The sequence below is a fragment of the Caballeronia sp. KNU42 genome, assembly GCF_053760385.1.
On record NZ_CM132388.1, the window covers coordinates 1,918,810 to 1,943,187 of the forward strand.

Genomic DNA, 24,378 nt, shown 5'->3' on the forward strand with positions numbered 1-24,378 from the left:
AGACAGGTCCGATGACGCAATGACACGCGGCGTCGAGGGGCCGCGTGGAAACACATGGCGGCCTGAAACGATATCAGGCCGGCTTCAGACAAACAGACTCAGACCGCTGCTTCGTCTTCTTCGCCCGTGCGAATGCGGATAACGCGCTCGACATCGGTCACGAAGATCTTGCCGTCGCCGATCTTGCCGGTACGCGCCGCGCCGATGATGGCGTCGATGACCTGATCCGTCTGTGAGTCGGCCACGACCACTTCGATCTTCACCTTCGGCAGGAAGTCGACCACGTATTCCGCGCCGCGATATAGTTCCGTGTGGCCCTTCTGCCGCCCGAAGCCCTTCACTTCGGTGACTGTCAGACCAGTGAGCCCGGCGCCGGCGAGCGCTTCACGGACTTCGTCGAGCTTGAACGGTTTGATGACTGCGGTGATGCGTTTCATGGCGCGCCTCTTGGAAGATTGTGCGGATAAGCGTGAAAACGGATTTAAGAATCGATAGTTTGATTCTAGCTGCGTTTTTACAGTTAACCGCAAAGATCTCGCGCCATAGCATCGGGATCACGCTGATATCGGCGAATTTACGCGCAGATATGGTGCAAACGCCTCAATCCACCGGAATATTCTTCAAATCGTTCATCCAGACGACCGATTCCGAATCGCTCGGCGCGCGCCAGTCGCCGCGGGGTGACAACGAACCGCCTGACCCGACTTTCGGCGCATTCGGTACGCAAGACCGCTTGAACTGGCTGGTCCGGAAAAACCGGTCGAGGAAAATGCCCAGGTTGTGCTTGATCGCCGGCAACGCGTACTCATTTCGCGCGACATGTGCGCCTTCGGGCCAGTCGCCCTCGTCGCGGTTGTTCCACGCGGTGTAAGCGAGGAACGCCACTTTCGTTGGCGCAAAACCAAAGCGCAACGTGTAGTACAAGTTGAAATCCTGCAGCTCGTACGGCCCGATGACGCTCTCCGTCTTTTGCTCCGGATTGCCGGCTGATTTACCAGGAACGAGTTCCGGGCTGATATCGGTATTCAGGATGTTGATCAGGACATCCGAACCCGAGTTGCCGATCTGCCCCGTTTCCGCGACCCACCGGACCAGATGCGTAATCAGGGTTTTGGGGACGCTGGCGTTCACGTTGTAGTGCGACATGTGATCGCCGACGCCGTACGTGCACCAGCCAAGCGCGAGTTCGCTCAGGTCGCCGGTACCAATGACGATTCCACCCTTGAAGTTCGCGAGCCGGAACAGATGGTTCGTGCGCTCACCGGCCTGCACGTTCTCGAACGTGATGTCGTATTGCTCCTTGCCCGACGCATACGGGTGGCCGAGATCCTTCAGCATTTGCTCGCAGCTTGGCCGGATGTCGATCTCGCTCGCCGAGCAACCGACAATCTCCATCAGTTGGCGTGCCTGCAGGAGCGTTCGGTCGCTGGTCGCGAAACCAGGCATGGTCACACCAAGAATATTCGTGCGCGGCAACTTCAGCCGGTCCATGGCCTTCGCGCAAACCAGCAGCGCATGGGTTGAGTCCAGGCCGCCTGAAATACCGATCACGACCTTCGATATCTTGCTCGCCGAGAGCCGTTGCACCAGCGCCTGCACCTGGATGTTGTAGACCTCGTTGCAACGTTCGTCGCGGCGCTTCGGATCCGACGGAACATAGGGGAAACGCTCCACAACGCGCTCGAGCGGTAAGGCGCGGTTGACCGGCAGATCGAGATTGAAGCGCACCGTTTCGAACTTCGATACTTCGTCGGCATGGCGGCGCACCGACTGGCCAAAAGTGGTCTGGTGCATGCGCTCGCGCGAGAGCCGTTCCAGATCGATATCGGCGAAAACAAGATGCGAGGTGTCCAGGAAGCGCTCGGATTCCGCGAGCAATTCGCCGTTTTCGTAGATCACCGCCTGTCCGTCCCAGGCCAGGTCGGTCGTCGACTCCCCCCTTCCCGCCGATGTGTACAGGTACGCGGACAGGCACCGGGCCGACTGCTGCCCAACCAGTTGATGCCGATAATTCGACTTGCCGACCACCACGTTCGATGCCGACAGGTTCACCAGCACAGTTGCGCCCGCGAGCGCTGCGAATGACGAAGGCGGCACCGGCACCCAGACGTCCTCGCAGATTTCCACGTGAAAGCGGAACAGCGGCATGTTGGAAATTTCAAACAGCAGCGCCGATCCGAACGGCACTTCGGTCCCCAGCAACGTGATGCGATCCGTGGACGCGTTCTCAGCCGCGCTGAACTGGCGCGCTTCGTAGAACTCGCCGTAGTTCGGAAGATAACTCTTCGGCACGACGCCCTGAACCTGGCCGCCCGCCACCACCACGGCGCAATTGAACAGCGTATGGTCGACGCGCAGCGGCATGCCCACGATCATTGCAATGGAGAGGCTCTTCGATGCCGCCACGACCGACGCCAGCGCCTCTTCGCAGGCATCAAGCAAGGCCCGCTGGTGGAACAGGTCATCGCAAGTGTAAGCCGGTAGTCCCAGCTCCGGAAACGCGACCAGCACCGCACCGTTCGCCGCCGCCTGCTTCGCCAGGTCGATGGTTTCGGCGGCATTGAACGCCGGATCGGCAACGCGGCAACGGGGCACGCCTACCGCCACGCGAGCGAAATCGTGGCTGTAGAGATTGAAGAATCGGTTTTTCATCTTGAGCTTGTCCATACGATGCCCCGCATTCGGGGATCCTGTTCCGGCGCATAACGGGTTAAGGGCGGGTGAAGAGTGACCGCTGCTGTGAAAGCGAAAGCATTTCGACATGATGATAAGTCGAGTTGCAGTTTCCGGGCGGGTATTGGATCAAGCGTTAGCCATCCGGTCAGGTTTCGAGCGTATCGGACGTCCGGTCCTATGCCTTCTTCCTGAAGGGCGTATGCGCTTCCAGCTCCTGGATATGCTGGTCCATCGCCGCCGTCTCTTCATCGAGGAATTCACTGATCGCGTGCGCGAACCGAGGATCCGCGACCCAGTGCGCGGACCATGTCGGCGTAGGCAACATGCCACGCGACATCTTGTGAACGCCCTGTGCACCGCCTTCGAAACGAGCCAGCCCGCGCTCGATGCAATACTGGATTCCCTGCATGTAGCAGGTTTCGAAGTGCAGTCCCGAGATGAATTCCTTCGTGCCCCAGTAGCGGCCGAACATCACGTCGCCGCCGATCATGTTCAGCGCGCACGCGAGCCGCTGGCCGTCCGCTTCGGCAATCACGAGCAGGATGCTCTCGGGTGCGGCCGCGTGGATCTGATCGAAGAATTCGCGCGACAGATACGGCGGATTCCAGTGCTCGCGGTAGGTGTTTTCATAACAGGCGTAGAAAAAATCGAGCGCGGCCTCGTCTATTTGCGCGCCACGCAGCCACGTGTAGGTGACGCCGGCATCGACTACGCGTCGACGGTCCTGCTTCACCTTCTTGCGCTTGTCGTGGCTCATGGTCGCGAGGAATGCATCGAAGCTGTCGTAGCCGCCGGGGGCATTTTCCCAATGAAACTGCACGCCTTCGCGCAGCATGTAGCCGGCTTCGGTGAGCGCTTCGAGATCCTGCTCTTGCGGAAACAGCACGTGGAGCGATGACAACTCCAACTGCTTGGTCAATTCGATCGCCCCGCGCGCGAGCATGACGCGCTCTTCGTGCGTGTCGGCGATCAGGCGCGGCCCGGTCACCGGCGAAAACGGCACCGCCGATAGTCCCTTCGGATAGTACCTAAGGCCATTTCGCTCGAAGGCGTCAGCCCACGCGTGATCGAAGACGTATTCGCCGCGAGAGTGTTTCTTGAGGTAGAGCGGCATGGCGCCGGTCAACTTGCCGTCGCGTTTGAGCAGCAGGAAATGCGGGCGCCAGCCGGTGCGGGCGACCGCGCAGCCTGTGTCCTGCAGCGCCGAGAGGAATTCGTGGCGAACGAACGGGTTGTCGCCGGCGAGGCGGTTCCATTCGTCCGGGGTCACGGAATCGAGCGAATCGACCACATGTATTTCGACCTTGCGGTTCAACAGGCTTACCTCGCTTCGGGCTTGTTTGGAGCTTGTTCGGGCTTGTTCAGGCCGAATGCCGGGCGCTTGGTGCAGCGCGGAACAGTTATTCTCGCCGAAGTCGCAGGATTTTGTTCGAGCGGGGCTGGTGGCCGGCCTTGAGCGATAATGCGCGGCATTGCGGCTTTCGCCTTTTTCGCCAAGCTTTCTCATGCCCTGGTTCCTGTATCTCCTCGAATGCGCCGACGGAAGTCTCTATACCGGGATTGCTACCGATGTCGAAGCGCGGTTTGAGAAGCACGTGAGTGGGGAAGGCGCGAGATATACGCGGTCTCGCAAGCCCGTGGCCGTGCGGGCTTCGTTTGAGCTGAGTGGTCGGGCAGAAGCGTCGCGGGCGGAATATTGGGTGAAGCGGCTGACGGTGGCGCGGAAATGGGCGTTGGTCCGGGGAGATCTGGAATTGGCGGCAGTCATGCCGCCGGTGGACATTGAAGCCGATGACAGCGCGATTACCAACCCAAACGAAGCCGACGAACGCACTGACGTTGACGCTCGATAATCGATCCGGTTTGCGCGGTATTCCACGTTGCGCTAAAACGGAGCGGCATTTGAAATCGCTGACTCACGGACGGCGCCCATAAAAAACCGCCCAGCTTCGCCTTCGAGGCAAAACCGGGCGGCTTTCCAACGATTCAGGCCAGCTTACTTCTTGAAGTTAGCCACGCCTTCCGTGATTTCCTTGTGGGCGGCGTCGACGCCCTGCCAGCCTTCTACCTTCACCCACTTGCCCTTCTCCAGTGACTTGTACTGTTCGAAGAAATGCTTGATCTGGTCCTTCAGATACTCGGGCACGTCGTCCACAGTCTTCATGTGCGCCGTCATCGGGCAGATCTTGTCGTGAGCGACTGCGACCAGCTTTGCGTCGACACCCGATTCGTCGGTCATCTGCAACATGCCCAATGCGCGCGCCCGAACCACTGAGCCGGCCAGCAGCGGGAACGGCGTGATCACCAGCACGTCCACCGGATCGCCATCGCCCGAAAGCGTCTGCGGAATGAAGCCGTAGTTCGCGGGGTAGCGCATGCCCGTCCCAATGAAGCGGTCGACCACGAGCAGGCCCATGTCCTTGTCCGCTTCGTACTTCACCGGATCGCTTTGCGCCGGGATCTCGATGATCACATTGAAATCCTGCGGAAGATCCTTGCCTGCGGGTACGTTGTTAAAGCTCATGTGGACTCTCTTCAAAGTGGAAATTCGGTGTCGGAAATAAACGGATCCGCTGCGCGCCAACGTCACGCTTTGCTGCACTGCGACAATCTCATTGCGACAATTCCATTGCGGCAATATACGTGAAGCGCGGATGTCCTGACTGCAGCGCTGCTTCAAGGCGTCAGCGTGCCCATGAAACAGCGCAATTAAGTCATTATAGCCAATCGAGGCGTGCACTCCGGCGATGCTGCGAGCCAGTGGAACGGCGCAAAATAGGTTGTCGCAACCGCGAATGAAGCACCGCGCAACGAACTGACGCGATGGTGCATTTCCCCGACAACCGCCACGGAGACAGGAGTCAGGCATGGAAGAGGCAAAGCATTTCATCGGCAACCAGTGGGTGGCGGCGGCAAGCCACGAGACCATTCCCGTCATCGATCCGTCCGACGGCCAGGTCTTCGCGCAACTTGGACGCGGCAACTCGGCCGATATCGACCGCGCCGTCCAGGCTGCGCGCCGCGCGTACGAAGGCCCGTGGGGCCACGCAAGCGCCGCGGATCGCGGACGCGTGCTTTACAGGCTTTCGATGATCATCGCCGCCCATCAGGACGAACTGGCGCGTCTAGAAGCACGCGACACCGGCAAACCCCTGAAGCAGGCTCACGCGGACGCGGCCAGCATCGCGCGGTATTTCGAGTTCTACGCAGGCGCCGCCGACAAGCTCCACGGCGAAACGCTGCCCTATCAATCCGGCTACACCGTCCTCACCATCCGCGAACCACACGGCGTGACCGGGCATATCGTGCCCTGGAATTATCCGCTGCAAATCTTCGGGCGCAGTGTCGGCGCGGCGCTCGCGGCCGGCAACGCGTGCGTGGTAAAGCCGGCGGAAGACGCGTGTTTATCGATACTGCGCATTGCCGAACTCGCCGCCGAAGCGGGCTTGCCGGAAGGCGCCTTGAACATTGTCACGGGCTACGGTTACGAAGCGGGTGCTGCGCTTGCGCGACATCCGGGCATCGATCACATCTCGTTCACCGGATCGCCGGCGACGGGCGCGGCGGTGGTCAAGATGGCCGCCGATAACCACGTTCCCGTCACGCTTGAACTCGGCGGCAAGTCGCCGCAGATCGTTTTCGCCGATGCCGACTTCGACGCCGCCTTGCCCGTGCTCGTCTCGGCGATCGTGCAGAACGCAGGGCAAACGTGTTCTGCCGGCAGCCGCGTGCTGATCGAGCGTTCAGCGTATGAGCCTTTGCTTGAGCGATTGTCGGAGGCGTTCAGCGCGTTGAAGGTCGGCCCGAGCAAACTCGATCTCGATTGCGGTCCACTGATCAGCGCGAAGCAGCAGCAACGTGTGTGGGATTTTCTCTCCGATGCCCAGCACGAAGGCATCGCCATGGCCGCCCACGGTGAAGTGATTGCCGACGCGCCGGAATCAGGCTTTTACCAGGCGCCGACGCTCCTGCGCGATGTCCCGCCGACGCATCGTCTGGCGCGCGAAGAAGTGTTCGGCCCGGTCCTTTGCGCGATGCCGTTCGATGACGAAGCCGACGCGCTGAAGCTTGCCAACGGCACGGACTTCGGCCTGGTCGCGGGCATCTGGACACGCGATGGCAGCCGGCAGATGCGCATTGCCCGCAAGGTGCGCTCGGGGCAAGTGTTCATCAACAACTACGGTGCAGGCGGCGGCGTTGAACTGCCATTCGGCGGCGTCAAACATTCGGGCCACGGCCGCGAAAAGGGCTTCGAAGCGCTGTATGGATTCACGGTGCTGAAAACCATTGCCATCAAGCATGGCTAAAGAGGAGACGACATGAGACTGCAAGGCAAGACGGCGATAGTGACGGGCGGCGGATCGGGATTCGGGGAAGGCATCGCGAAGACATTCGCTCGCGAAGGCGCGAACGTCGTGGTGAACGATCTCAACGGCGCGGCAGCCGAGCGCGTGGCCAGCGAGATTGCGGTGAGCGGCGGCAAGGCGATCGCGGTTCCCGGCGACGTGACGAAGCAAGCCGACTGGCAAACGCTCTTCGATGCCACCATCGAAGACTTTGGCAGCGTTCAGGTCGTGGTGAACAACGCGGGCACGACGCATCGAAACAAGCCGGTGATGGAGATCACCGAAGCGGAATTCGATCGCGTTTATGCGGTGAACGTGAAGAGCATCTATTTCAGCGTGGCGCAATTCGTGCCCTACTTTCGCAAGGTCGGCGGCGGTGCGTTCATCAACATTGCATCGACGGCAGGCGTGCGGCCGCGGCCAGGTTTGATCTGGTACAACGGCAGCAAGGCGGCGGTGATCATCGCGAGCAAGGCGCTGGCCGTCGAGCTTGGACCGGACAGGATTCGCGTCAACTGCATCAACCCGGTGATGGGCGAAACGGGTTTGCTGTCGGAGTTCATGGGCATGGAAGACACGCCCGCGAACCGTCAGAAGTTCCTCGCGACCATTCCGCTGGGACGGCTTTCGACGCCGCAGGATATTGCGAATGCGGCGCTCTATCTTGCCTCCGATGACGCCGAGTTCATCACCGGCGTCGCACTGGAAGTGGATGGCGGACGCTGCGTTTGACGTGCTTGCCAGAGACGCATCCGGCAGCGAACTTGGCTCGCCGCCGGATGCGTTCGATCGGTGTTTTCCCCATCGAAAACAGCCAGTTACGGTTGATAGCGAGCGGCTAGAATCGAACCGCACATTTTCCATCGATAAAAATAGTCAGGAGACGACATGGCCAGTACTGCGGGTGATTTGCATCGACCAGGCGCGGGCGCGCCGCCTTCCGCGTTCGAAGCGGCTACGTACAAGAAGGTCGCGTGGCGGCTCTCGCCGTTGCTGTTGCTTTGTTATGTGGTGGCCTATCTGGACCGTGTTAACGTGGGCTTCGCGAAGCTTCAGATGTCGACGGATCTCGGCTTGAGCGATGCCGTCTATGGCTTCGGCGCAGGCATCTTTTTCTTCGGTTATTTCATCTTCGAAATCCCCAGCAACGTCATCCTGCATAAGGTCGGCGCGCGCATCTGGATTGCGCGGATCATGATCACGTGGGGCATTATTTCGGCGCTGACGATGTTCATCACCACGCCCACCATGTTCTATGTAATGCGCTTCATCCTGGGCGTGGCCGAAGCGGGATTCTTCCCCGGCATCATTCTCTATCTCACGTACTGGTTTCCGGCTGAGCGGCGCGGACGGATGACGACATTGTTCATGACGGCGATCGCGCTCTCGGGATTGATCGGCGGTCCGGTATCGGGCTGGATCATGAAGAACTTCGATGGTGTCAACGGCTGGCATTCATGGCAATGGCTGTTCCTGCTCGAAGGTATTCCATCGATCGTGGTCGGGATCATCGTGTTCATCTTCATGGATGACGGGATTGCCAAGGCCAAGTGGCTCACGGTTGAGGAGCGTGAGTTGCTGGAAAGGAATATCGCTAAGGACAACGTCGAGAAGGTGGACATGCCCGTGCGTGAAGTGCTCAAGAACGGCCGCGTCTGGCTGATGAGCCTGACGTACTTCTCGTTCGTGATGGGACTTTATGGCGTGAGCTTCTGGCTGCCTACGATCATCAAGGCGACGGGCGTAAAGGATGCGCTGGACATCGGCTTGCTCTCCGCTATTCCGTTCGGTGCGGCGGTGATCGGCATGTTGCTCGTTGCCCGCAGCGCGGATAAAAGAGGCGAACGGCGGTGGCATATTGCCGTTCCCGCGGCGGTCGGGGCGTTGGGGCTGGTGGTATCGGTTGTGTGGTCGACGAACACGCCCATGGCCATGCTCGGGCTGACGTTGGCGACGATGGGGATTCTCACTACCCTGCCTCTGTTCTGGAGTTTGCCTACGGCGTTTTTGGCCGGGACCGGAGCTGCTGCAGGGATCGCGATGATCAACTCGCTTGGGAATCTGGCCGGGTTCTTGAGTCCGTATCTCGTGGGGTGGCTCAAGCAAGTGACGGCATCAAACGCGAGTGGCATGTATATGCTCGCCGCGTTCATGGTGCTGGGTGGGTTGCTTGCGCTGAGCGTGCCGAAACGGATGGTGAATCGGTAGGATCACTGCACATCTAGGTCAACTACACGGAAGACTCCTTGGATAAATAGGAGTTTTCTTGTATCACCTTTCAATTTCATTATTCAGAATCGTCCGTAGGTTGATGCACGTTTTCGATCGGAACGTGCACAACTTATCGGGCGGTTCATCGCGAAAAATTCGTGGCGTCGCCCGGCTAGAACTTTGAGAGAGCGGGACTGCCATGTCACACGTAAAGAGCACCTTTTCCTCGTCGACCATCCGAACGGGCTTTGGCGAATTCGCTGATGGTCAATCACTGCCTTTAACCGACAGGTTTGATAGCGCATCGGTCGCGATCGGTGCGGGAGGCGGCAACGAGACTTCTCGTCATGTCGATGTAGATTTGGACACAGCAAGCCTGGCGCCTAGTACGATCGGCGCCCAATCAGAATTCCCCGCACCGGATACCTTTCTTGTCCCGGTGGCGTTAGGTTCCGACGGATCGACGATCACTGGAAAGGCCGATCCACTCTCGCTGGTAACGGTCTCCGATGCTGAGCGCGTCATCGGCGAGGCGATCTCGTCCGCCGACGGCTCCTGGTCGATGCCCTGGCGTGGCTCGCCTGGCATGGACGTTGATTCGTTGCACGCGGTCAGCTCGCACAATCATCGTCATGGCCATCATCATGCTGAGCATGCAACGCCGGTCAGCGCGGGCGCGCCGTCTATCGCGGGGATCAGCGATTCGACGCAAGGCGGTCACGGCAAGTTCTCGCGCGTGACGACGATCGACAATCCGTTGCCAACGATTATCGGTTTCGGTCACGCCGGCGATATCGTCACAATCCTTGACGGCGATCATTCCATCGGTTCGACCACTGTGCACAGCGACGGCACCTGGGCTTTCAGCACGCCGCTGCTGAGCAAAGGCACGCACGATTTCTGTGTCATCGCGGTGAGCAGCGTGAGCGGCGTGACGCTGATGTCGAACCACCTGGTAGTGAAAATGATTGGCGACAGCACGCCGTTGCCGTTGGCGGTTGCGACCATCACCAGCGCGCTCGACGAATTCACTGATCCGGGTGGCAATCATCACGACAACATCATTCAAAACGGTGGCAGGACCGCCGATACATCGCCGAAGTTAATCGGCACATTGAGCAGCGCGTTGCACGAAGGTGAAGTGCTCGCCATCTATCGCGACGGCCAGAAGGTCGGTACTGCGTCAGTCACGGGGCTCGGCTGGTCGTATCAGGACGATGGACTTACGACGGGTCAGCACGTTTATACGGCGAGTGTCCTTGCTGCATCGGGAGAACAGGGCGTCCATTCCGGTAATTTTGTAGTCACTGAAACGGCCGGAACTGGCTTCGACATGTTTCCCATGCTCGGGACGGAAGACTACCTGATTTTCGACACCCGGCTCATTCCCAGAACGACGTCCGACGGCAGGCCCGTTTCCTTTGATTTACTCGAAACCGTCAGGATTTTCGAGAAAGAGGGAATGACCGTCAAAAGCTACACCGACAACGGTGGCTTCATCAGCATCGAAGTCGACTGGGTCGCATTTATGAAGACGCACCCGAACATGGGTCTCGATCTGGTTTCACATCGTCATATCGATAACGATAAGGGCGGCCTCAATTACTACAATTCGTTTGGCTTTTCAAGCTGGCAGGATGTGCTCGCGAAACTCGGGACCTGGACATTCGCGGTGGTCGGAGCCGACGGCGCGCAAGGGCAGCCAGCGACGCCGGCTCCTGCCACAACTATCACGGGCATCTATGAGGTCTATACCGATGGGGCCGGAAATCCGGCGCTATCGTTGGTCCCGGATGGTGGTTCGACCGCCAGCTCAACGCACAAAATCGTGTTTACCTTCAGCGAGCCGCTTGCCCAGGGCTGGATTAGCGACTCGTGGGAAATTTATCGAGATGGCATACTTTTGCTACCGAATAAAGACTTGCTGGAGGCCAAATACGATCAATCGACCAACACGGGTTGGGTGATCGAAACCAATGTGCCGCCCGGTCGGCACGTCTACACGGCGCGAGTTCCGCGCGCGTATGGCGATCAAGGACCTTCGTCGGAAAGCTATAGCATTTTGGAAACTGAACCCGCGCCGGTGGCGGTTGCGACCATCACGGGCGCGCTCGATGAATTCATTGACCCGGCTGGCAATCATCATGACAACTCGGTCAAAAACGGCGGCCAAACCTCCGACACATCGCCGGAGTTGCACGGAACGCTCAGCGCGTCTCTTCACGAGGGCGAAGTGCTCGCCATCTTTCGTGACGGCCAGAAGATCGGCACCGCTTCAGTCACGGGACTCGGCTGGTCCTATCAGGATGACGGACTCACGACGGGTCAGCACGTCTACACGGCGAGTGTCATTTCCGCCTCGGGCGAACAGGGCGTCCATTCCGCGGAATTTGTCATTACTGAAACGGCTGGAACGAGCTCTGGCAGTTTTCAATTCCTTGCGACCGAAGACTTCCTGATTTTCGACACCCGGTTCGCGGCCAGAACCACGAGCGACGGCAAAGCCATTTCCGTCGATATGCTCGAGGCCGTGCGGATGCTCGACAAAGCCGGAATGACCGTCAAAAGCTATACGGACAACGGCGGCGTCATCAGCATTGAAGTTGACTGGATCGCTTATGTGAAAGCTCACCCGGACGCGAATTTCGATTTGATCTTGCATCGTCATATCGATAACGATCAAGGCGGCCTTGATTACTACAATCTCGTCGCCGTCCCGGACTTCGGCATTCTGCTGAACTTGCTTGGGCAATGGGAGCCGGCGTACTTCGTACAAGATGCCGGTGGCCAGTCACCCACGCCACCAGCAGCCGCAACGATCACTGGCGTATTCGATTCTTATGTCGACGCAGAAGGTCATGTGCAGCTTTCATTGATTCCAGCGGGAGGGGCTTCCAGCGAAGCGTCACATAGAATTGAAGGAACCCTAAGCGAGCCAATGAACAAGTGGAGCGATTCGCTCGTCATTTATCGCGATGGCGAGAGGCTGACGGGGGACAATCATACGTTCAATCCACTGTCAGATCATTCGAACACCACGTGGTGGATCATCGATAGTGACGCCCCTCCCGGCTCGCACGTCTATACAGCGCGAGTCGAGCGCGAATTTGAAGCTCAGGGACCGTGGTCGGAGAATTACGGCATCGTGGAAACTGGCCATGGGCCAAGCCAGGACTCGTTGACTGCCCGCATACTGATGAACGACAACCTGCTGGTCGTCGATACGGGAATCCTGAATCACACGAACTCAGATGGCAGTGTTGTATCCCTGCAGTTGAAGGCAGAGATCACGTTGGCTGGTAGCACCGTTGCTGTCTTTATGGCTTCCGTGGATGAGAACGGCACAGCCTCGTTCGGCGCCGACTGGACTCGAATGGTTACGTCGAATCCAGATGCGAAGCTCACGATAACTGCTCACGACAACGTCAACCAATCCGATCAGATTGTGGATGTACATACAATCGGAACGCTTGCGGGCCAGATGGGTCATTGGGTGACAGCGACCCCGGCAGGAGAAAGCGCGGTCTTCTTTAACACAGCAGATCGAAGCACGCACATCCACGGGAACACCGGCGTCAATACGATAACGGTCTCCGACGACCATCAGACAATCGATCTGACATCACTGTCCGGAAAAACTATCGGATCAACCATTACGGGAATAGAGCGAATAGACCTTGGTGGCCAGCACAACACTCTGAAGATCGCGATGATCGACGTATTAAATCTTGGCGAGACTGACCTTTTCCGAGCTGATGGCAAGCAGCAATTCATGGTCAACGGCAAGGCCGGGGATACCGTGGAATTGTCTAATACCCGCGTTGCAGGAATCGCCGATGGTGATTGGGAGCGACAGGGGAATGCCACGATTGGTGGAGTGGCTTACGATGTCTACGAGCACTCGACAGCGCATCTTGAATTGATGGTGCAATTGGGCGTGCAACTATCGATGCACTGAATTCCCGGATGGGTTGCAGACCCATAAAACCTCTCAAAGCAAATCAAAACCTTGCAGGACGGATCTCTGCAAGGTTGTTCTAAAGCAATGTCCGTTATTCAAAATCAAATAGAATAAACGGGAGATCTGCTTGGATATATGAAGACCAATTTTGTGATTGCAATGAAGTCTCCGTCGCACACAACCATTTGATTAGGATGTCTATATTTCTAATTTTCTGTGCATGCGAAAGCTAGCGCAGATTAACTAGGGACCTGATTGTAAATATCACTGCCATAAACAGACTAATCTTTATCTCCTAACCACAGGCAACAAATGATAATAAAAAATCTCAAAAGAATATCGAGCTCCCTAGTTAAATGGCTCACGACTGCGCTCCTTGCGGCATCTCTTGCAGCGTGCGGTTCCAATGGCAGCGAATCCTCTTTGGCCACTGGAGCCGAGATCAAAACCGCCGGGTCAAACACTGCAACCGACGCGCAGTCGACCAAGGCATCCGTGCGTTTGCCTACGTTCAAGGAGTTTAGGTTTTCCACACCCGTAAGCGGCAACGCAAGTACGCCAGTACCGGTACTGAAAGCGGCGATCCAGTCTAAGGGTTTGATCGGCGGCTACTTGTATCCTCAGTATGTCTGGAATTCTCACCGAATAAATGTCTGCTGGGAAAACCCGTCCGGGTGGGATGAAAGGGAACGAGAGTGGACAAAAGAGGCCGTCACCAGTAGTTGGGACGCCAATTCGGATGTGACGTTTGTCGATTGGACTACGTGTCCAGCGTACGACCCGTCCAATCCGTACCTCGGCGTTCGAGTGAATATTATGTCCAATAGGCCCCTCACAAGAGCGCCTGGTGAAACAAGCATAGGCTTTGCCGGCGCCGTTTACCTCAATCTTGACTTCGCTACATTCGGAAACGACTGTGGCTTTTCGTCTATTAAACCAATCTGCGTCAAGAATACGGCCATTCATGAATTTGGCCATGTGCTGGCATTCATTCATGAGCAAGACCGATTGGACACTCCTGCGGCTTGCGTCGATCAAGTGCTGCAAAACGAACCGACGTACTCCTTTAGAAGAGACGGATTCGTGCTTGGGCCTTGGGACGCAGACTCCATCATGAATTACTGTGCGCCTGGAATCTATGAATACGATCGCGGGCTAAGCGCTGGTGACGTCACCATGGTACAAAAGTATTACGGAAAACCCGGGAGCAAGGTCTATTCGGTCTTTACGGCGAACGATCCACCTATCGTCTCTATACAAGACAGCAAGACTTTCGAAGACGTAGCGGATTACCTCACCATCCCGAACGCAGATGGCTTCGTACTTCGCCATTTCTACGCCACACCCGATGGCAATAAAGTGGCCTACACGCTCTTCAATCAGCAGAAAGGCAGCTCGATCCTTGGCTACATCGACACGCAAACAGATACGCTAAAGGCACGAAAGGCGATTGCCGAAGAAGTTGTGGACATGAAATTGTCGGGTGACAGCAAATATGCGTATATCGTCTGGAAACAAGGCGCCGCAGGGGGACTGCGTGCCTATGACTTGAGCACACTGAACGTTGCCTGGGATTTGTCTCTCACCGGAGCAACGCAAATCGTTGCGCAACGCGATGCATCGAGTCAGCAGATCTACGTCGTCAAGAGCGGTGGAACCGGCAGTGCGCAGTCGATCGTCGCGGTGAACAAAGACTCCCACACTCAAACCGCCGCGTATTCTGTTGGCACTACTCGCTCACAACCATTGGTGGTGGGTTTAACACCCGACGAGAAAACGCTTTATCTTGCTGATCCGGGTCCAGACGGCCTCCTTCCTCCGTTCATTGCCACTGTGGACACGCAAAGCGGTCAATATAGTGTCCTGCAACCAATCAACCCTGTAGATGCTGACGTCCATGACCTGCACGTACTTGACAGCAATCAGGTTCTGCTCGGGACCAGCAAAAAAGGTATTGCGCCGCTCATTTATACAGTCTCCACAAGGTCATTCAGCGCTATAACCGATGGCATTCCGAGCGATTGGTCTCTCCCATACGTCTACTCGCCTGACGGCAAAACGGTGTTCACCATGGGCCAGTATTGGGACGGAAATATTCCGTATTACTCGTTCATTCGCCTCGACAGCTACAGACTGAATTACGCGACCACCCCCGTGGTTTGGGACGGTTCCAACCATCCAGTCTGGAGTGTCGGCTTCGGTCAAGACGTGGTTACTCGCCCGTTTGCTGTGATCTATCGCTGACCGACTTTTAGGCCAGTCGGTTACCTGCCGGTGATTTGTCGATCCTCGCCCGTTCGCGCGCCAAGTGCGAACGGGGTGATCCGTCGAGGCTGACGCGGAACGCGAAACGCGCGGGCGGGGAGTTTTGAAGAACCGACGCTCTTCACCATCGCAGCGGCAAAACTTTCGAGCGAGATCAAAATCTGATCGCGCCGACGCCGCGCTCAGCCTTCGCAGGGCCGCGCTAAAACCTATCGTCTAGCGCACCGCGACAAAGCGTGACCGCCGCATTCGCACCAAAATAGAGCACCGACTGACTTTCCACCTTTCCCCCCATCGCCCCGCCCCACCGTCAAACCCGCCAACCATCAGCACAAAGCACCAATTGGCATATCCCTTGCAGTGTCCTCCCCACTGACTCACCGTCAGCGATATAAAAAATCCACCAGACAACCGCTTTAAAACAAACAAATCGGCAAGGGGAAATACATGAAACGACGCAGTCTCCTGAAGTTCGGCTCCATGTCGGGCGCGCTCGCGATTGCGGGCCAACTGCCCATTTCAAAAGCGCAAGCCGCCGATACGGGGCCGATCAAAGTCGGCGTTCTCCATTCACTCTCCGGCACGATGGCGATCTCGGAAACATCGCTGAAAGACACTGCGCTGATGACCATCGCCCAGATCAATGCAAGCGGCGGCGTGCTCGGGCGTCAACTGGAACCGGTGGTCGTCGACCCGGCCTCCAACTGGCCGCTCTTCGCCGAAAAAGCCCGTCAACTGATCTCGCAGGACAAAGTGGCGGTGACGTTCGGCTGCTGGACCTCGGTATCGCGCAAATCGGTGCTGCCGGTCTTCGAGGAACTCAACGGCCTGCTCTTCTACCCGGTGCAGTACGAGGGTGAAGAAATGTCGAAGAACGTCTTCTACACGGGCGCCGCGCCTAACCAGCAAGCCATCCCCGCCACCGAATACCTGATGAGCAAGGAAGGCGGCGGCGCCAAGCGCTTCTTCCTGCTCGGCACCGACTACGTCTACCCGCGTACGACGAACAAGATCCTGCGCGCATTCCTGCACTCGAAAGGCGTGAAGGACGACGACATTCAAGAGGTCTACACGCCGTTCGGCCACGCGGACTATCAGACCATCGTGGCGAACATCAAGACGTTCTCGCAAGGCGGCAAGACCTGCGTGATCTCGACGGTGAACGGCGATTCGAACGTGCCGTTCTATAAGGAACTCGGCAATCAAGGCCTGAAGGCGACCGATGTGCCGGTCGTCGCGTTCTCAGTGGGTGAAGAGGAACTGCGCGGTATCGATACAAAACCGCTGGTCGGCAACCTGGCCGCGTGGAACTACTTCATGTCGCTGAAGAACCCGGAGAACACGAAGTTCAAGGCGATGTTCGCCGAGTGGGTGAAGAAGAACAACCTGCCGGGCGGCGACAAGCGCGTGACGAACGACCCGATGGAAGCGACCTTCGTCGGCATCCATATGTGGAAGCAGGCGGCTGAAAAAGCGAAGAGCGTCGATGTCGACAAAATCCGTGTGGCGATGGTCGGACAGAAATTCGCCGCACCGTCGGGCTTCACGCTCGAGATGGACGGCAATCACCATCTGCACAAGCCGGTGATGATCGGCGAAGTGCGTGCCGACGGCCAGTTCAACGTCGTGTGGCGCACGAAGACCGCGATCCGCGCGCAACCGTGGAGTCCGTACATTCCGGGCAACGAAGGCAAGCCGGATGTGGTCAGCTCGATTCCGGATTTCCTGCGCCGCCGACGCGTTGCTTAAGTCTCAGGTTTAAGCCTCACCAAGTATCACCGTTGAAGATCGAACCGCCGCGCTCGAAGCACAAGAACACACCGCGGCGGTTCATACGAGTCCGGGCGACACACGCAATACGCAACACGCCGCGCCCCACTCCGCTCTACCTGACAGGCCCTTCATGACTGATTCGATTCTTCGCTTCGCTCGCCGTGGCCTCTGCGCAATCCTGATTGCGTGCATGCCGCTGGCTGCGTTTGCCGCCCTTTCAGCAGACGATCTCGCGCCGCTCGCCGCCGATGACTTCGACGCCAAGTCCGCCGCCGTCGACAAGCTCATCGCCAACGCCGATGCTCCTTCGATCGCCGTCCTCAATGCGCTCTCCGATGGCTCGCTCGTCGCCACCGATGACGGCAAGGTCCTGATTCAAACTGACGACGGCAACAAGGACCCGCTCACCAACAAGACCGTGGAAGCGCCCGGCGCGCAACCGGTCACGTTGAACAATCTGCTGCGCGCGAAGGTATCGGGTGCGTTGTCAGGCTTGCAACTGTCATCGCCGGATATTGAAAAGCGCCGCGCGGCCGTCGATGAATTGCTGAAGAACGCCGATCCCTCGATCAAACCTTTAGTCGATAAAGCCCGCGCGCAGGAGACCGATCCGACGCTCAAGAAACGTCTCGATACGCTGTGGGCCACCACCGCGTTGCACGACACCGATCCGAACAAGCGCCTCGAAGCCGTGCAACTGGTCGCCGCACGCCACGACCTGGATATGAACGAACTGCTGCGCCCGATCGTCGTCAAGAATGCGGACGGTAGCTTCGCCGAACCCGATGCGCGCGTGCGCGCTGCAGCTCAAACGGGCATAGAAGAACTGAACTCCATCCAGCGACGTGGCGAAATTGTCGGCACGATCTTCGCGGGTTTGTCGCTTGGCAGCGTGTTGTTGCTTGCCGCGCTTGGCTTGGCGATCACGTATGGTTTGATCGGCGTGATCAACATGGCGCACGGCGAGTTCCTGATGATCGGCGCGTACGCCACGTACGTAGTCCAGAACCTCGTCCAGCACTACGCACCGGGCGCGTTCAACTGGTATCCGCTGTTCGCGGTGCCGGTGTCGTTCGCGGCGGCCGCGGCGGTGGGTATCGTGTTGGAACGGCTGGTGATCAAACATCTCTACGGCCGTCCGCTCGAAACGCTGCTGACCACCTTCGGCATCAGCCTGATCCTGATTCAAGCCACTCGCACCATCTTCGGCGCGCAGAACGTGCAGGTGACGAACCCATCGTGGATGAGCGGCGGCGTCTCCATCATGCAGAACCTGATCCTGCCGTACAACCGTCTCACCATTCTCGGCTTCTCGCTCGTCGTCGTGCTGCTCGCGTGGGTCGTGCTGACCAAGACGCGCCTCGGCCTGTTCGTGCGCGCTGTCACGCAGAACCGCCGCATGGCGGCGTGCGTTGGTGTAAAAACCGCTCGCGTGGATTCGTATGCGTTCGCGTTCGGCGCGGGCATCGCGGGACTCGGCGGCTGCGCGCTCTCGCAGATCGGCAATATTGGGCCGGACCTGGGGCAGAGCTACATCATCGATTCATTCATGACGGTCGTGCTCGGCGGCGTCGGACAACTGGCGGGAACGGTGATCGGCGGTTTTGGACTTGGGCTTGTCAGCAAGACGATCGAACCGTTCTGGGGCGCGGTGCTCGCAAAGATCGCGGTGCTCGTGCTGATCGTGTTGTTCATCCAGAAGCGTCCTCAGGGCATGTTCGCCCTGAAGGGCCGTAGCGCCGAGGTTTGAGATGAATACTCCCAACGTCTCCGCGAATCTCGACGTCGCGCCACAACCCGATGCGCAAGCCAAGCGCGAAGGTTTTGCATTAGGCCTGCCGCCACGCGCCCCGCTGCTTCCTCGCAACGGCTGGATTGCGCTGATTGCGTTCATCATCGCGATGGGCATCTGCGTGCCGATCGCCGCGCTCGTGCTGCCGGAGTCGAGCACGTTCCATCTGAGCGCCTATTCGATGACGCTCGTCGGCAAGCTCATGTGCTACGCGATCGGCGCGCTGGCGCTTGACCTGGTCTGGGGTTATTGCGGCATCCTGAGCCTCGGCCACGCGCTGTTCTTTGCGCTCGGCGGTTACGCGATGGGCATGTATTTGATGCGCTCGATCGGCCGTGAAGGCAGCTATCAAAGCGATCTGCCCGACTTCATGGTGTTCCTCGACTGGCACAAGCTTCCCTGGTACTGGCAAGGCACTGAACACCTCTGGTACGCGCTGTTGCTGGTGGTCGTGGTGCCTGGCGTTCTTGCATGGATCTTCGGCTTCTTCACCTTCCGCTCGCGCGTAAAAGGCGTGTACCTGTCGATCATCACGCAAGCCATGACCTTCGCCGCGATGCTGCTCTTCTATCGCAACGAAACAGGCTTTGGCGGCAACAATGGCTTCACGGATTTCAAGCGCATCGCGGGGTTTCCGATCACGGCGGCAAGTACGCGCACGGTATTGTTCCTGATGACGCTCGGCGTGCTGATTCTGGCGTTCATCGCGGCACGGGCGATTGTGACGTCCAAACTCGGGCGTGTGGTCACGGGTGTGCGCGATGGCGAAGCGCGGCTGATGTTCCTCGGCTATAGCCCACTCGCGTACAAGCTGTTTATATGGACCATCTCGGCCATTTTGTGCGGTATCGCAGGCGCGTTGTATGTGCCGCAGGTTGGCATCATCAACCCGAACGAGATGTCGCCGGGCAACTCCATCGAAATGGCGATCTGGGTCGCCGTGGGTGGGCGTGGAACTTTAATCGGGCCGATCATCGGCGCGTTCGCGGTGAACGGCGCGAAGAGCTTCTTTACCGCGAACTTCCCTGAATACTGGCTGTTCTTCCTGGGCCTGATCTTTACCCTCGTGCCCTTGCTGCTCCCGAACGGAATCATGGGCCTCATCGATATCGCGCTGCGCAAGAAGAAAGCGGGAGGGCATTCACATTGACTACCTTTTCGATGTCATTGGATAACGCATATAACGCATTGATCGTGGACCTGCCGCCGCTGCCGGAAATCAACGAACGTAACCAGAACGGGATTACCGGTTTGGGTCACGTGCTGGAACCGGGTGAGATTGATGTCTCGCACGGCACGATCCTGTATCTCGAAGACGTGACCGTGAGCTTCGATGGATTCCGCGCGCTGAACAAGCTGACGCTGTCTATCGATGTGGGCGAACTGCGCTGCGTGATCGGACCCAACGGCGCTGGCAAGACCACGATGATGGATGTCATCACCGGTAAAACGCGGCCTGATTCGGGCAAGGTTTTTCTGGGCCAGACGTTTGACCTGACGCGCATGTCGGAGCCGGTCATCGCGCGTACGGGTATTGGACGCAAGTTCCAGAAGCCGACCGTGTTCGAGAATCATCCGGTGTGGGAAAACCTCGAACTCGCGATGAAGACCGACAAGGGCTGGTTAGCGTCGCTGAGATCGAAACTCGACCGGGAAGCGCAAGCAAGAATTGAGGAGACGCTCGAACTGATCCATCTCGAAGCCGATGCCACGCGATATGCCGGCGAGTTGTCGCACGGTCAGAAGCAGCGGCTGGAGATCGGCATGTTGCTGATGCAGCAGCCTGCTCTTCTCTTACTCGATGAACCCGCCGCCGGCATGACGGACCACGAGACCATGCAGCTCGCGGAATTGCTGAACAAACTGCGCGGCACGTGTTCGATGATGGTCGTCGAGCATGATATGGAGTTTGTTGCTGCGCTTTCGGGTGAGACAGGGCGCGTGACTGTGATGGCCGAGGGGAGTGTGCTGGCGCACGGGACGCTTGATGAAGTGAAGCGCAATGAGAAGGTGATCGAGTCGTACCTGGGGCGGTGATATTTCATTCACGCTTGATTGTGAGGGGGAGGTGCCGGGGTGCTGCTTTTCAGGTCTTCGCGAGTCATACGTTAGCTGATTTTTTTATCACTGTTAGCCACTGTGCGTGGCGGCACGTCATTTCTTTGTCCAAAGCGACAAAGAAACGAAGCAAAGAAAACGCTTTTAACCGCTCTACCCTAAGTGTCCACAGCGTGCAGTTCCAATTCATGGGTGCCCCAAAAGCACGGTGCTCGCCAGAACGACGGATGTGTGAAACCCTCCTTCTCGCGAATCCTGACACGCACACGCTTCGCCCCGTACGCTCTCGGGCAAGCACGAGTGTTCCAAGGACCAGCACGGCCCCACGAATTGCTGGGTCCTTGGTTCTCCGTGGGTTGGCGATGTTGTTCGAAGTACGTACGAATTTGGAGGCTGGTTTTCCGCGGATAGCGCGGGGTAGTCCTTGGGCAGGTTCAGTCACTGGTGGCGAAGCGTGTGGGTATCGGTGTTCGGAGAAGGAGGGTTTCACACATCCGTGGTTCTTGCGAGCACCGTGCTTTTGGGGTGCCAAAAACGCAGGAACTGCACGCTAGGTCAACTTATGAGCCCGCGTTTTGAAAGCGCTTTCTTTGCTTCGTTTCTTTGTCGCTTTGGACAAAGAAATGACGCGCCGCCACGCGCAGTGGCTAATAGAGCGAAAAAAATCAGTCAGAACGGAACGCGCGAAGACCTTGAAAGCAGCAACCCGGCACAGACCCAGAACCACGCCCCTAACCCCTCCCGATTTCATTCAATCTTAGGGAAGCAAGAACATGCTCGAAGTCGAATCACTCAACCAGTTCTACGGCGGCAGCCACATCCTTCGCGATGTGAAGATGACCGTCCCCGATGGAAAACTCACGGTTCTGCTCGGCCGCAACGGCGTAGGCAAGACGACGTTGCTGCGCTGCCTGATGGGCGTCGTGCCCACGAAGAGCGGCACGATCTCATGGCGCGGCGCGAAGATTTCCTCGATGCCCACCTACAAGCGCGTATCGAGCGGCCTTGGTTACGTCCCGCAGGGACGCGATATCTTCGGCCGACTCACCGTAGAAGAAAACCTGCTGGTGGGCGCGGCGAGCCGCAAGACGCCATCGAAGGTACCGGACCGGATCTATGAGTTGTTTCCGGTGTTGAAAGACATGAAAAGCCGCCGCGGCGGCGATCTGTCGGGCGGTCAGCAACAGCAGCTTGCGATTGGGCGCGCGCTGATGAGCGAACCCCAGTTGCTCATTCTCGATGAACCTACCGAAGGCATTCAGCCGTCGATCATCCAGGATATCGGGCGCACGTTGCGTCAACTCGTCGATGAAATGGGCATGACGGTATTGCTCGTCGAGCAGTATTACGACTTCGCTCGCGAGCTTGCCGACCGTTATTGGGTGATGAGCCGCGGGGAAATCGTAGCGGGCGGCGCGGGCGCAGACATGGAAGCGCATGGCGTGCGGGAGTTGATCGCGGTCTGACGCTCGCCGTATGATTGGCGACTCGCTTAGATCCAGAAAGACTCATGCATCACGAACCTATCGCCGCGCTGCTGCCATCGACTGCCTCGGACTTCCCGGAGTGGCACGGCAGGCTCGAACTCGGTTTCACGCCTCAAGTTTCCGGGCGGACGGCGCTCACGCATCGAAAACACGTGGGCCCATTGCGCATGCAACGGCCCTTGTACCCCGAAGGCGAGACCATCTGCCATGCGGTAATCGTTCATCCGCCGGGTGGCGTGGCGGGCGGCGACCGGCTGGCGATTGATATCGATTTGGGCGAGCAAACGCACGCGGTTATCACTACGCCGGGCGCGACCAAGTGGTACAAGGCGAACGGCAAGCTCGCCACGCAGCGCATCGAATTGCGCGTCGGCGCGAACGCGAAGCTCGACTGGCTGCCGCAGAACAATATTGTTTTCGAGTCATCGAATGTCGCGCTGGATTTCACGCTGACGATGGACGAAACCGCGACGGCTATCGGCTGGGACGCGATGCAGTTGGGCCGGCAAGCGGCAGGCGAACGATGGTCGGAAGGACGGTTGGTTTCCACGGCGCGGATCAAGGACAGCAAGGGCCGGCTGCGCTGGTTTGAGCGTGCGCTGCTAAGTGCTGATGATCCATTGCGCCTCGCGCCGCAGGGCCTTGCCGGCTTTCCCGCCTACGGCACGCTCTGGGCGATCGGGCCGGCAAGTGACGATGCTCTGGCGGAAACGCTGACAGCGCGCCTTCCGTTCGATTCCTCGTTGCGCGCCGCCGCTTCCTGCGTGGCGCCGGGGGTAATGATCATCCGTGCCGCAAGCCATTCGATGGAGCCGCTGCAGCAATTAATGACCGAATGCTGGACGACGTTGCGCCCGCTGATTCATGGCGTCGATGCCCGAGCGTTGCGGCTTTGGACAACGTGAATCTTCACGACTTGATCTCGTCGAGTCTTCGGGCCGGTATGACGATCTGAAATCATCACTGCCGCCAAGTACCGAGACTCGTGGTCTCGGTATGTGCGGAAAAATCAGGTGATCTTGTACGCACGCAACCGGGCGGTTGGCTAAACAACGGACCGCGCAACGGGATCGCCCACCTCGGCGCGCGGATTCCTGTGTCGAGGCATTTCGTCATATGTCCGGCCGTTGAGCTCTCGGCCAGTGCGGTCTTTGCGAATTCCGCCCCATTGTTTAAAGAAAAAAGCCGTTCGAAACACTCTGCATTGCTTTCGTATGGACTGCACCCATTCCTCGTTCATCGGGCGCGCGCCGGGTCCGGACTCGCCTCCGACAATAACCCAATCGATGCCGGCTAACGGCAGCTTGTCGAGAGGTCCGATTAACGGCTCGCACGAAAGAAACTTCACTCGGGCTGGAGTTGACGCAAGATCACGAACGCGATCGACGACGCGTTCGTCCTCCACGCTGACCCCCATCCAAACGTTCGCCGGCCAGGGAAGAAGATGAGCTACTTCCGCGAGTCGTGCCGAGCGCTTTGTGAGCACCTGGAATGTATGCTGCGGACATTCCACCATGGTCTTGAAAACCGCCTGTATAAAATCAAGCGGGACGTCCTCTTGAAATAAGTCACTCATGGAATTCACGAAAACAATCCGTGGCCTTTTCCATCGCCGCGGTGTATCAATGAGATCGTGATGAAGCGTGGGAGTAAAACCATTCTCGTAACGGGAAGAACCCATCGCATTTAGCCGCTTTGCCATGCGCTCTGCATAGCAATGCTTGCAACCCTGACTGATCTTTATGCAACCCGTCACCGGGTTCCACGTCATCTCAGTCCATTCAATGGTAGTAGTAGTGGCCATGAGCA

Annotated in this window: 17 protein-coding genes; 12 read left to right on the plus strand and 5 right to left on the minus strand. The window is 58.2% G+C overall.

Features of this window, described 5'->3' with window-relative positions; genetic code table 11:
• Positions 1 to 98: 98 nt before the first annotated feature.
• The 3 genes from ACSOSP_RS08660 to ACSOSP_RS08670 all read right to left on the minus strand — a co-directional run bounded on the left by ACSOSP_RS08660 (position 99) and on the right by ACSOSP_RS08670 (position 3,991).
• On the minus strand, positions 99 to 437 hold the full coding sequence (locus ACSOSP_RS08660; protein WP_031361078.1) for a P-II family nitrogen regulator: 339 nt from the start codon (positions 435 to 437) through the stop codon (positions 99 to 101).
• A gap of 163 nt (positions 438 to 600) precedes the next feature.
• Positions 601 to 2,652, minus strand: coding sequence for an NAD(+) synthase (locus tag ACSOSP_RS08665; RefSeq protein WP_455310898.1), 2,052 nt, complete (start codon positions 2,650 to 2,652; stop codon positions 601 to 603).
• A gap of 199 nt (positions 2,653 to 2,851) precedes the next feature.
• Positions 2,852 to 3,991, minus strand: a complete 1,140-nt coding sequence (locus tag ACSOSP_RS08670) for a GNAT family N-acetyltransferase (RefSeq protein WP_455310621.1) — start codon at positions 3,989 to 3,991, stop codon at positions 2,852 to 2,854.
• Between the two features lie 190 nt (positions 3,992 to 4,181).
• On the opposite strand from ACSOSP_RS08670, the gene ACSOSP_RS08675 reads away from it, so the two are divergent.
• Complete coding sequence (locus ACSOSP_RS08675) at positions 4,182 to 4,529, plus strand: GIY-YIG nuclease family protein (RefSeq protein ID WP_455310622.1); 348 nt, start codon at positions 4,182 to 4,184, stop codon at positions 4,527 to 4,529.
• Positions 4,530 to 4,672: 143 nt separating this feature from the next.
• On the opposite strand, the gene ppa is transcribed toward ACSOSP_RS08675, so the two are convergent.
• Positions 4,673 to 5,200, minus strand: coding sequence for an inorganic diphosphatase (gene ppa / locus ACSOSP_RS08680; protein ID WP_455310623.1), 528 nt, complete (start codon positions 5,198 to 5,200; stop codon positions 4,673 to 4,675).
• Between the two features lie 343 nt (positions 5,201 to 5,543).
• On the opposite strand from ppa, the gene ACSOSP_RS08685 reads away from it, so the two are divergent.
• The 11 genes from ACSOSP_RS08685 to ACSOSP_RS08735 all read left to right on the plus strand — a co-directional run bounded on the left by ACSOSP_RS08685 (position 5,544) and on the right by ACSOSP_RS08735 (position 23,474).
• Positions 5,544 to 6,983: an aldehyde dehydrogenase family protein gene (locus tag ACSOSP_RS08685; RefSeq protein ID WP_455310624.1), complete on the plus strand. Its 1,440-nt coding sequence runs from the start codon at positions 5,544 to 5,546 to the stop codon at positions 6,981 to 6,983.
• A 12-nt stretch (positions 6,984 to 6,995) separates the two neighbouring features.
• On the plus strand, positions 6,996 to 7,754 hold the full coding sequence (locus ACSOSP_RS08690; RefSeq protein WP_455310625.1) for an SDR family oxidoreductase: 759 nt from the start codon (positions 6,996 to 6,998) through the stop codon (positions 7,752 to 7,754).
• Between the two features lie 156 nt (positions 7,755 to 7,910).
• Positions 7,911 to 9,230 carry an MFS transporter gene (locus ACSOSP_RS08695; RefSeq protein ID WP_455310626.1) on the plus strand — a complete coding sequence of 440 codons (1,320 nt, stop codon included), beginning with the start codon at positions 7,911 to 7,913 and terminating at the stop codon, positions 9,228 to 9,230.
• 739 nt (positions 9,231 to 9,969) lie between these two features.
• A complete protein-coding gene (locus ACSOSP_RS08700; protein WP_455310627.1) occupies positions 9,970 to 13,191 on the plus strand; it encodes a hypothetical protein in 3,222 nt (1,073 codons plus the stop codon).
• Positions 13,192 to 13,506: 315 nt separating this feature from the next.
• On the plus strand, positions 13,507 to 15,438 hold the full coding sequence (locus ACSOSP_RS08705; protein WP_455310629.1) for a hypothetical protein: 1,932 nt from the start codon (positions 13,507 to 13,509) through the stop codon (positions 15,436 to 15,438).
• Between the two features lie 468 nt (positions 15,439 to 15,906).
• Entirely contained in the window at positions 15,907 to 17,208 is a 1,302-nt protein-coding gene (gene urtA / locus ACSOSP_RS08710; RefSeq protein WP_455310630.1) for an urea ABC transporter substrate-binding protein, read from the plus strand.
• A 154-nt stretch (positions 17,209 to 17,362) separates the two neighbouring features.
• Positions 17,363 to 18,982, plus strand: coding sequence for an urea ABC transporter permease subunit UrtB (urtB, locus tag ACSOSP_RS08715; protein ID WP_455310631.1), 1,620 nt, complete (start codon positions 17,363 to 17,365; stop codon positions 18,980 to 18,982).
• A gap of 1 nt (position 18,983) precedes the next feature.
• Positions 18,984 to 20,174, plus strand: a complete 1,191-nt coding sequence (gene urtC, locus ACSOSP_RS08720) for an urea ABC transporter permease subunit UrtC (RefSeq protein WP_455310633.1) — start codon at positions 18,984 to 18,986, stop codon at positions 20,172 to 20,174.
• A gap of 11 nt (positions 20,175 to 20,185) precedes the next feature.
• Complete coding sequence (gene urtD / locus ACSOSP_RS08725) at positions 20,186 to 21,061, plus strand: urea ABC transporter ATP-binding protein UrtD (RefSeq protein WP_455310899.1); 876 nt, start codon at positions 20,186 to 20,188, stop codon at positions 21,059 to 21,061.
• 794 nt (positions 21,062 to 21,855) lie between these two features.
• On the plus strand, positions 21,856 to 22,548 hold the full coding sequence (urtE, locus tag ACSOSP_RS08730; protein ID WP_455310635.1) for an urea ABC transporter ATP-binding subunit UrtE: 693 nt from the start codon (positions 21,856 to 21,858) through the stop codon (positions 22,546 to 22,548).
• A gap of 44 nt (positions 22,549 to 22,592) precedes the next feature.
• Positions 22,593 to 23,474, plus strand: coding sequence for an urease accessory protein UreD (locus ACSOSP_RS08735; RefSeq protein WP_455310636.1), 882 nt, complete (start codon positions 22,593 to 22,595; stop codon positions 23,472 to 23,474).
• Between the two features lie 140 nt (positions 23,475 to 23,614).
• On the opposite strand, the gene ACSOSP_RS08740 is transcribed toward ACSOSP_RS08735, so the two are convergent.
• Positions 23,615 to 24,373, minus strand: a complete 759-nt coding sequence (locus ACSOSP_RS08740) for a DUF5131 family protein (RefSeq protein WP_455310637.1) — start codon at positions 24,371 to 24,373, stop codon at positions 23,615 to 23,617.
• Between the last annotated feature and the right edge of the window lie 5 nt (positions 24,374 to 24,378).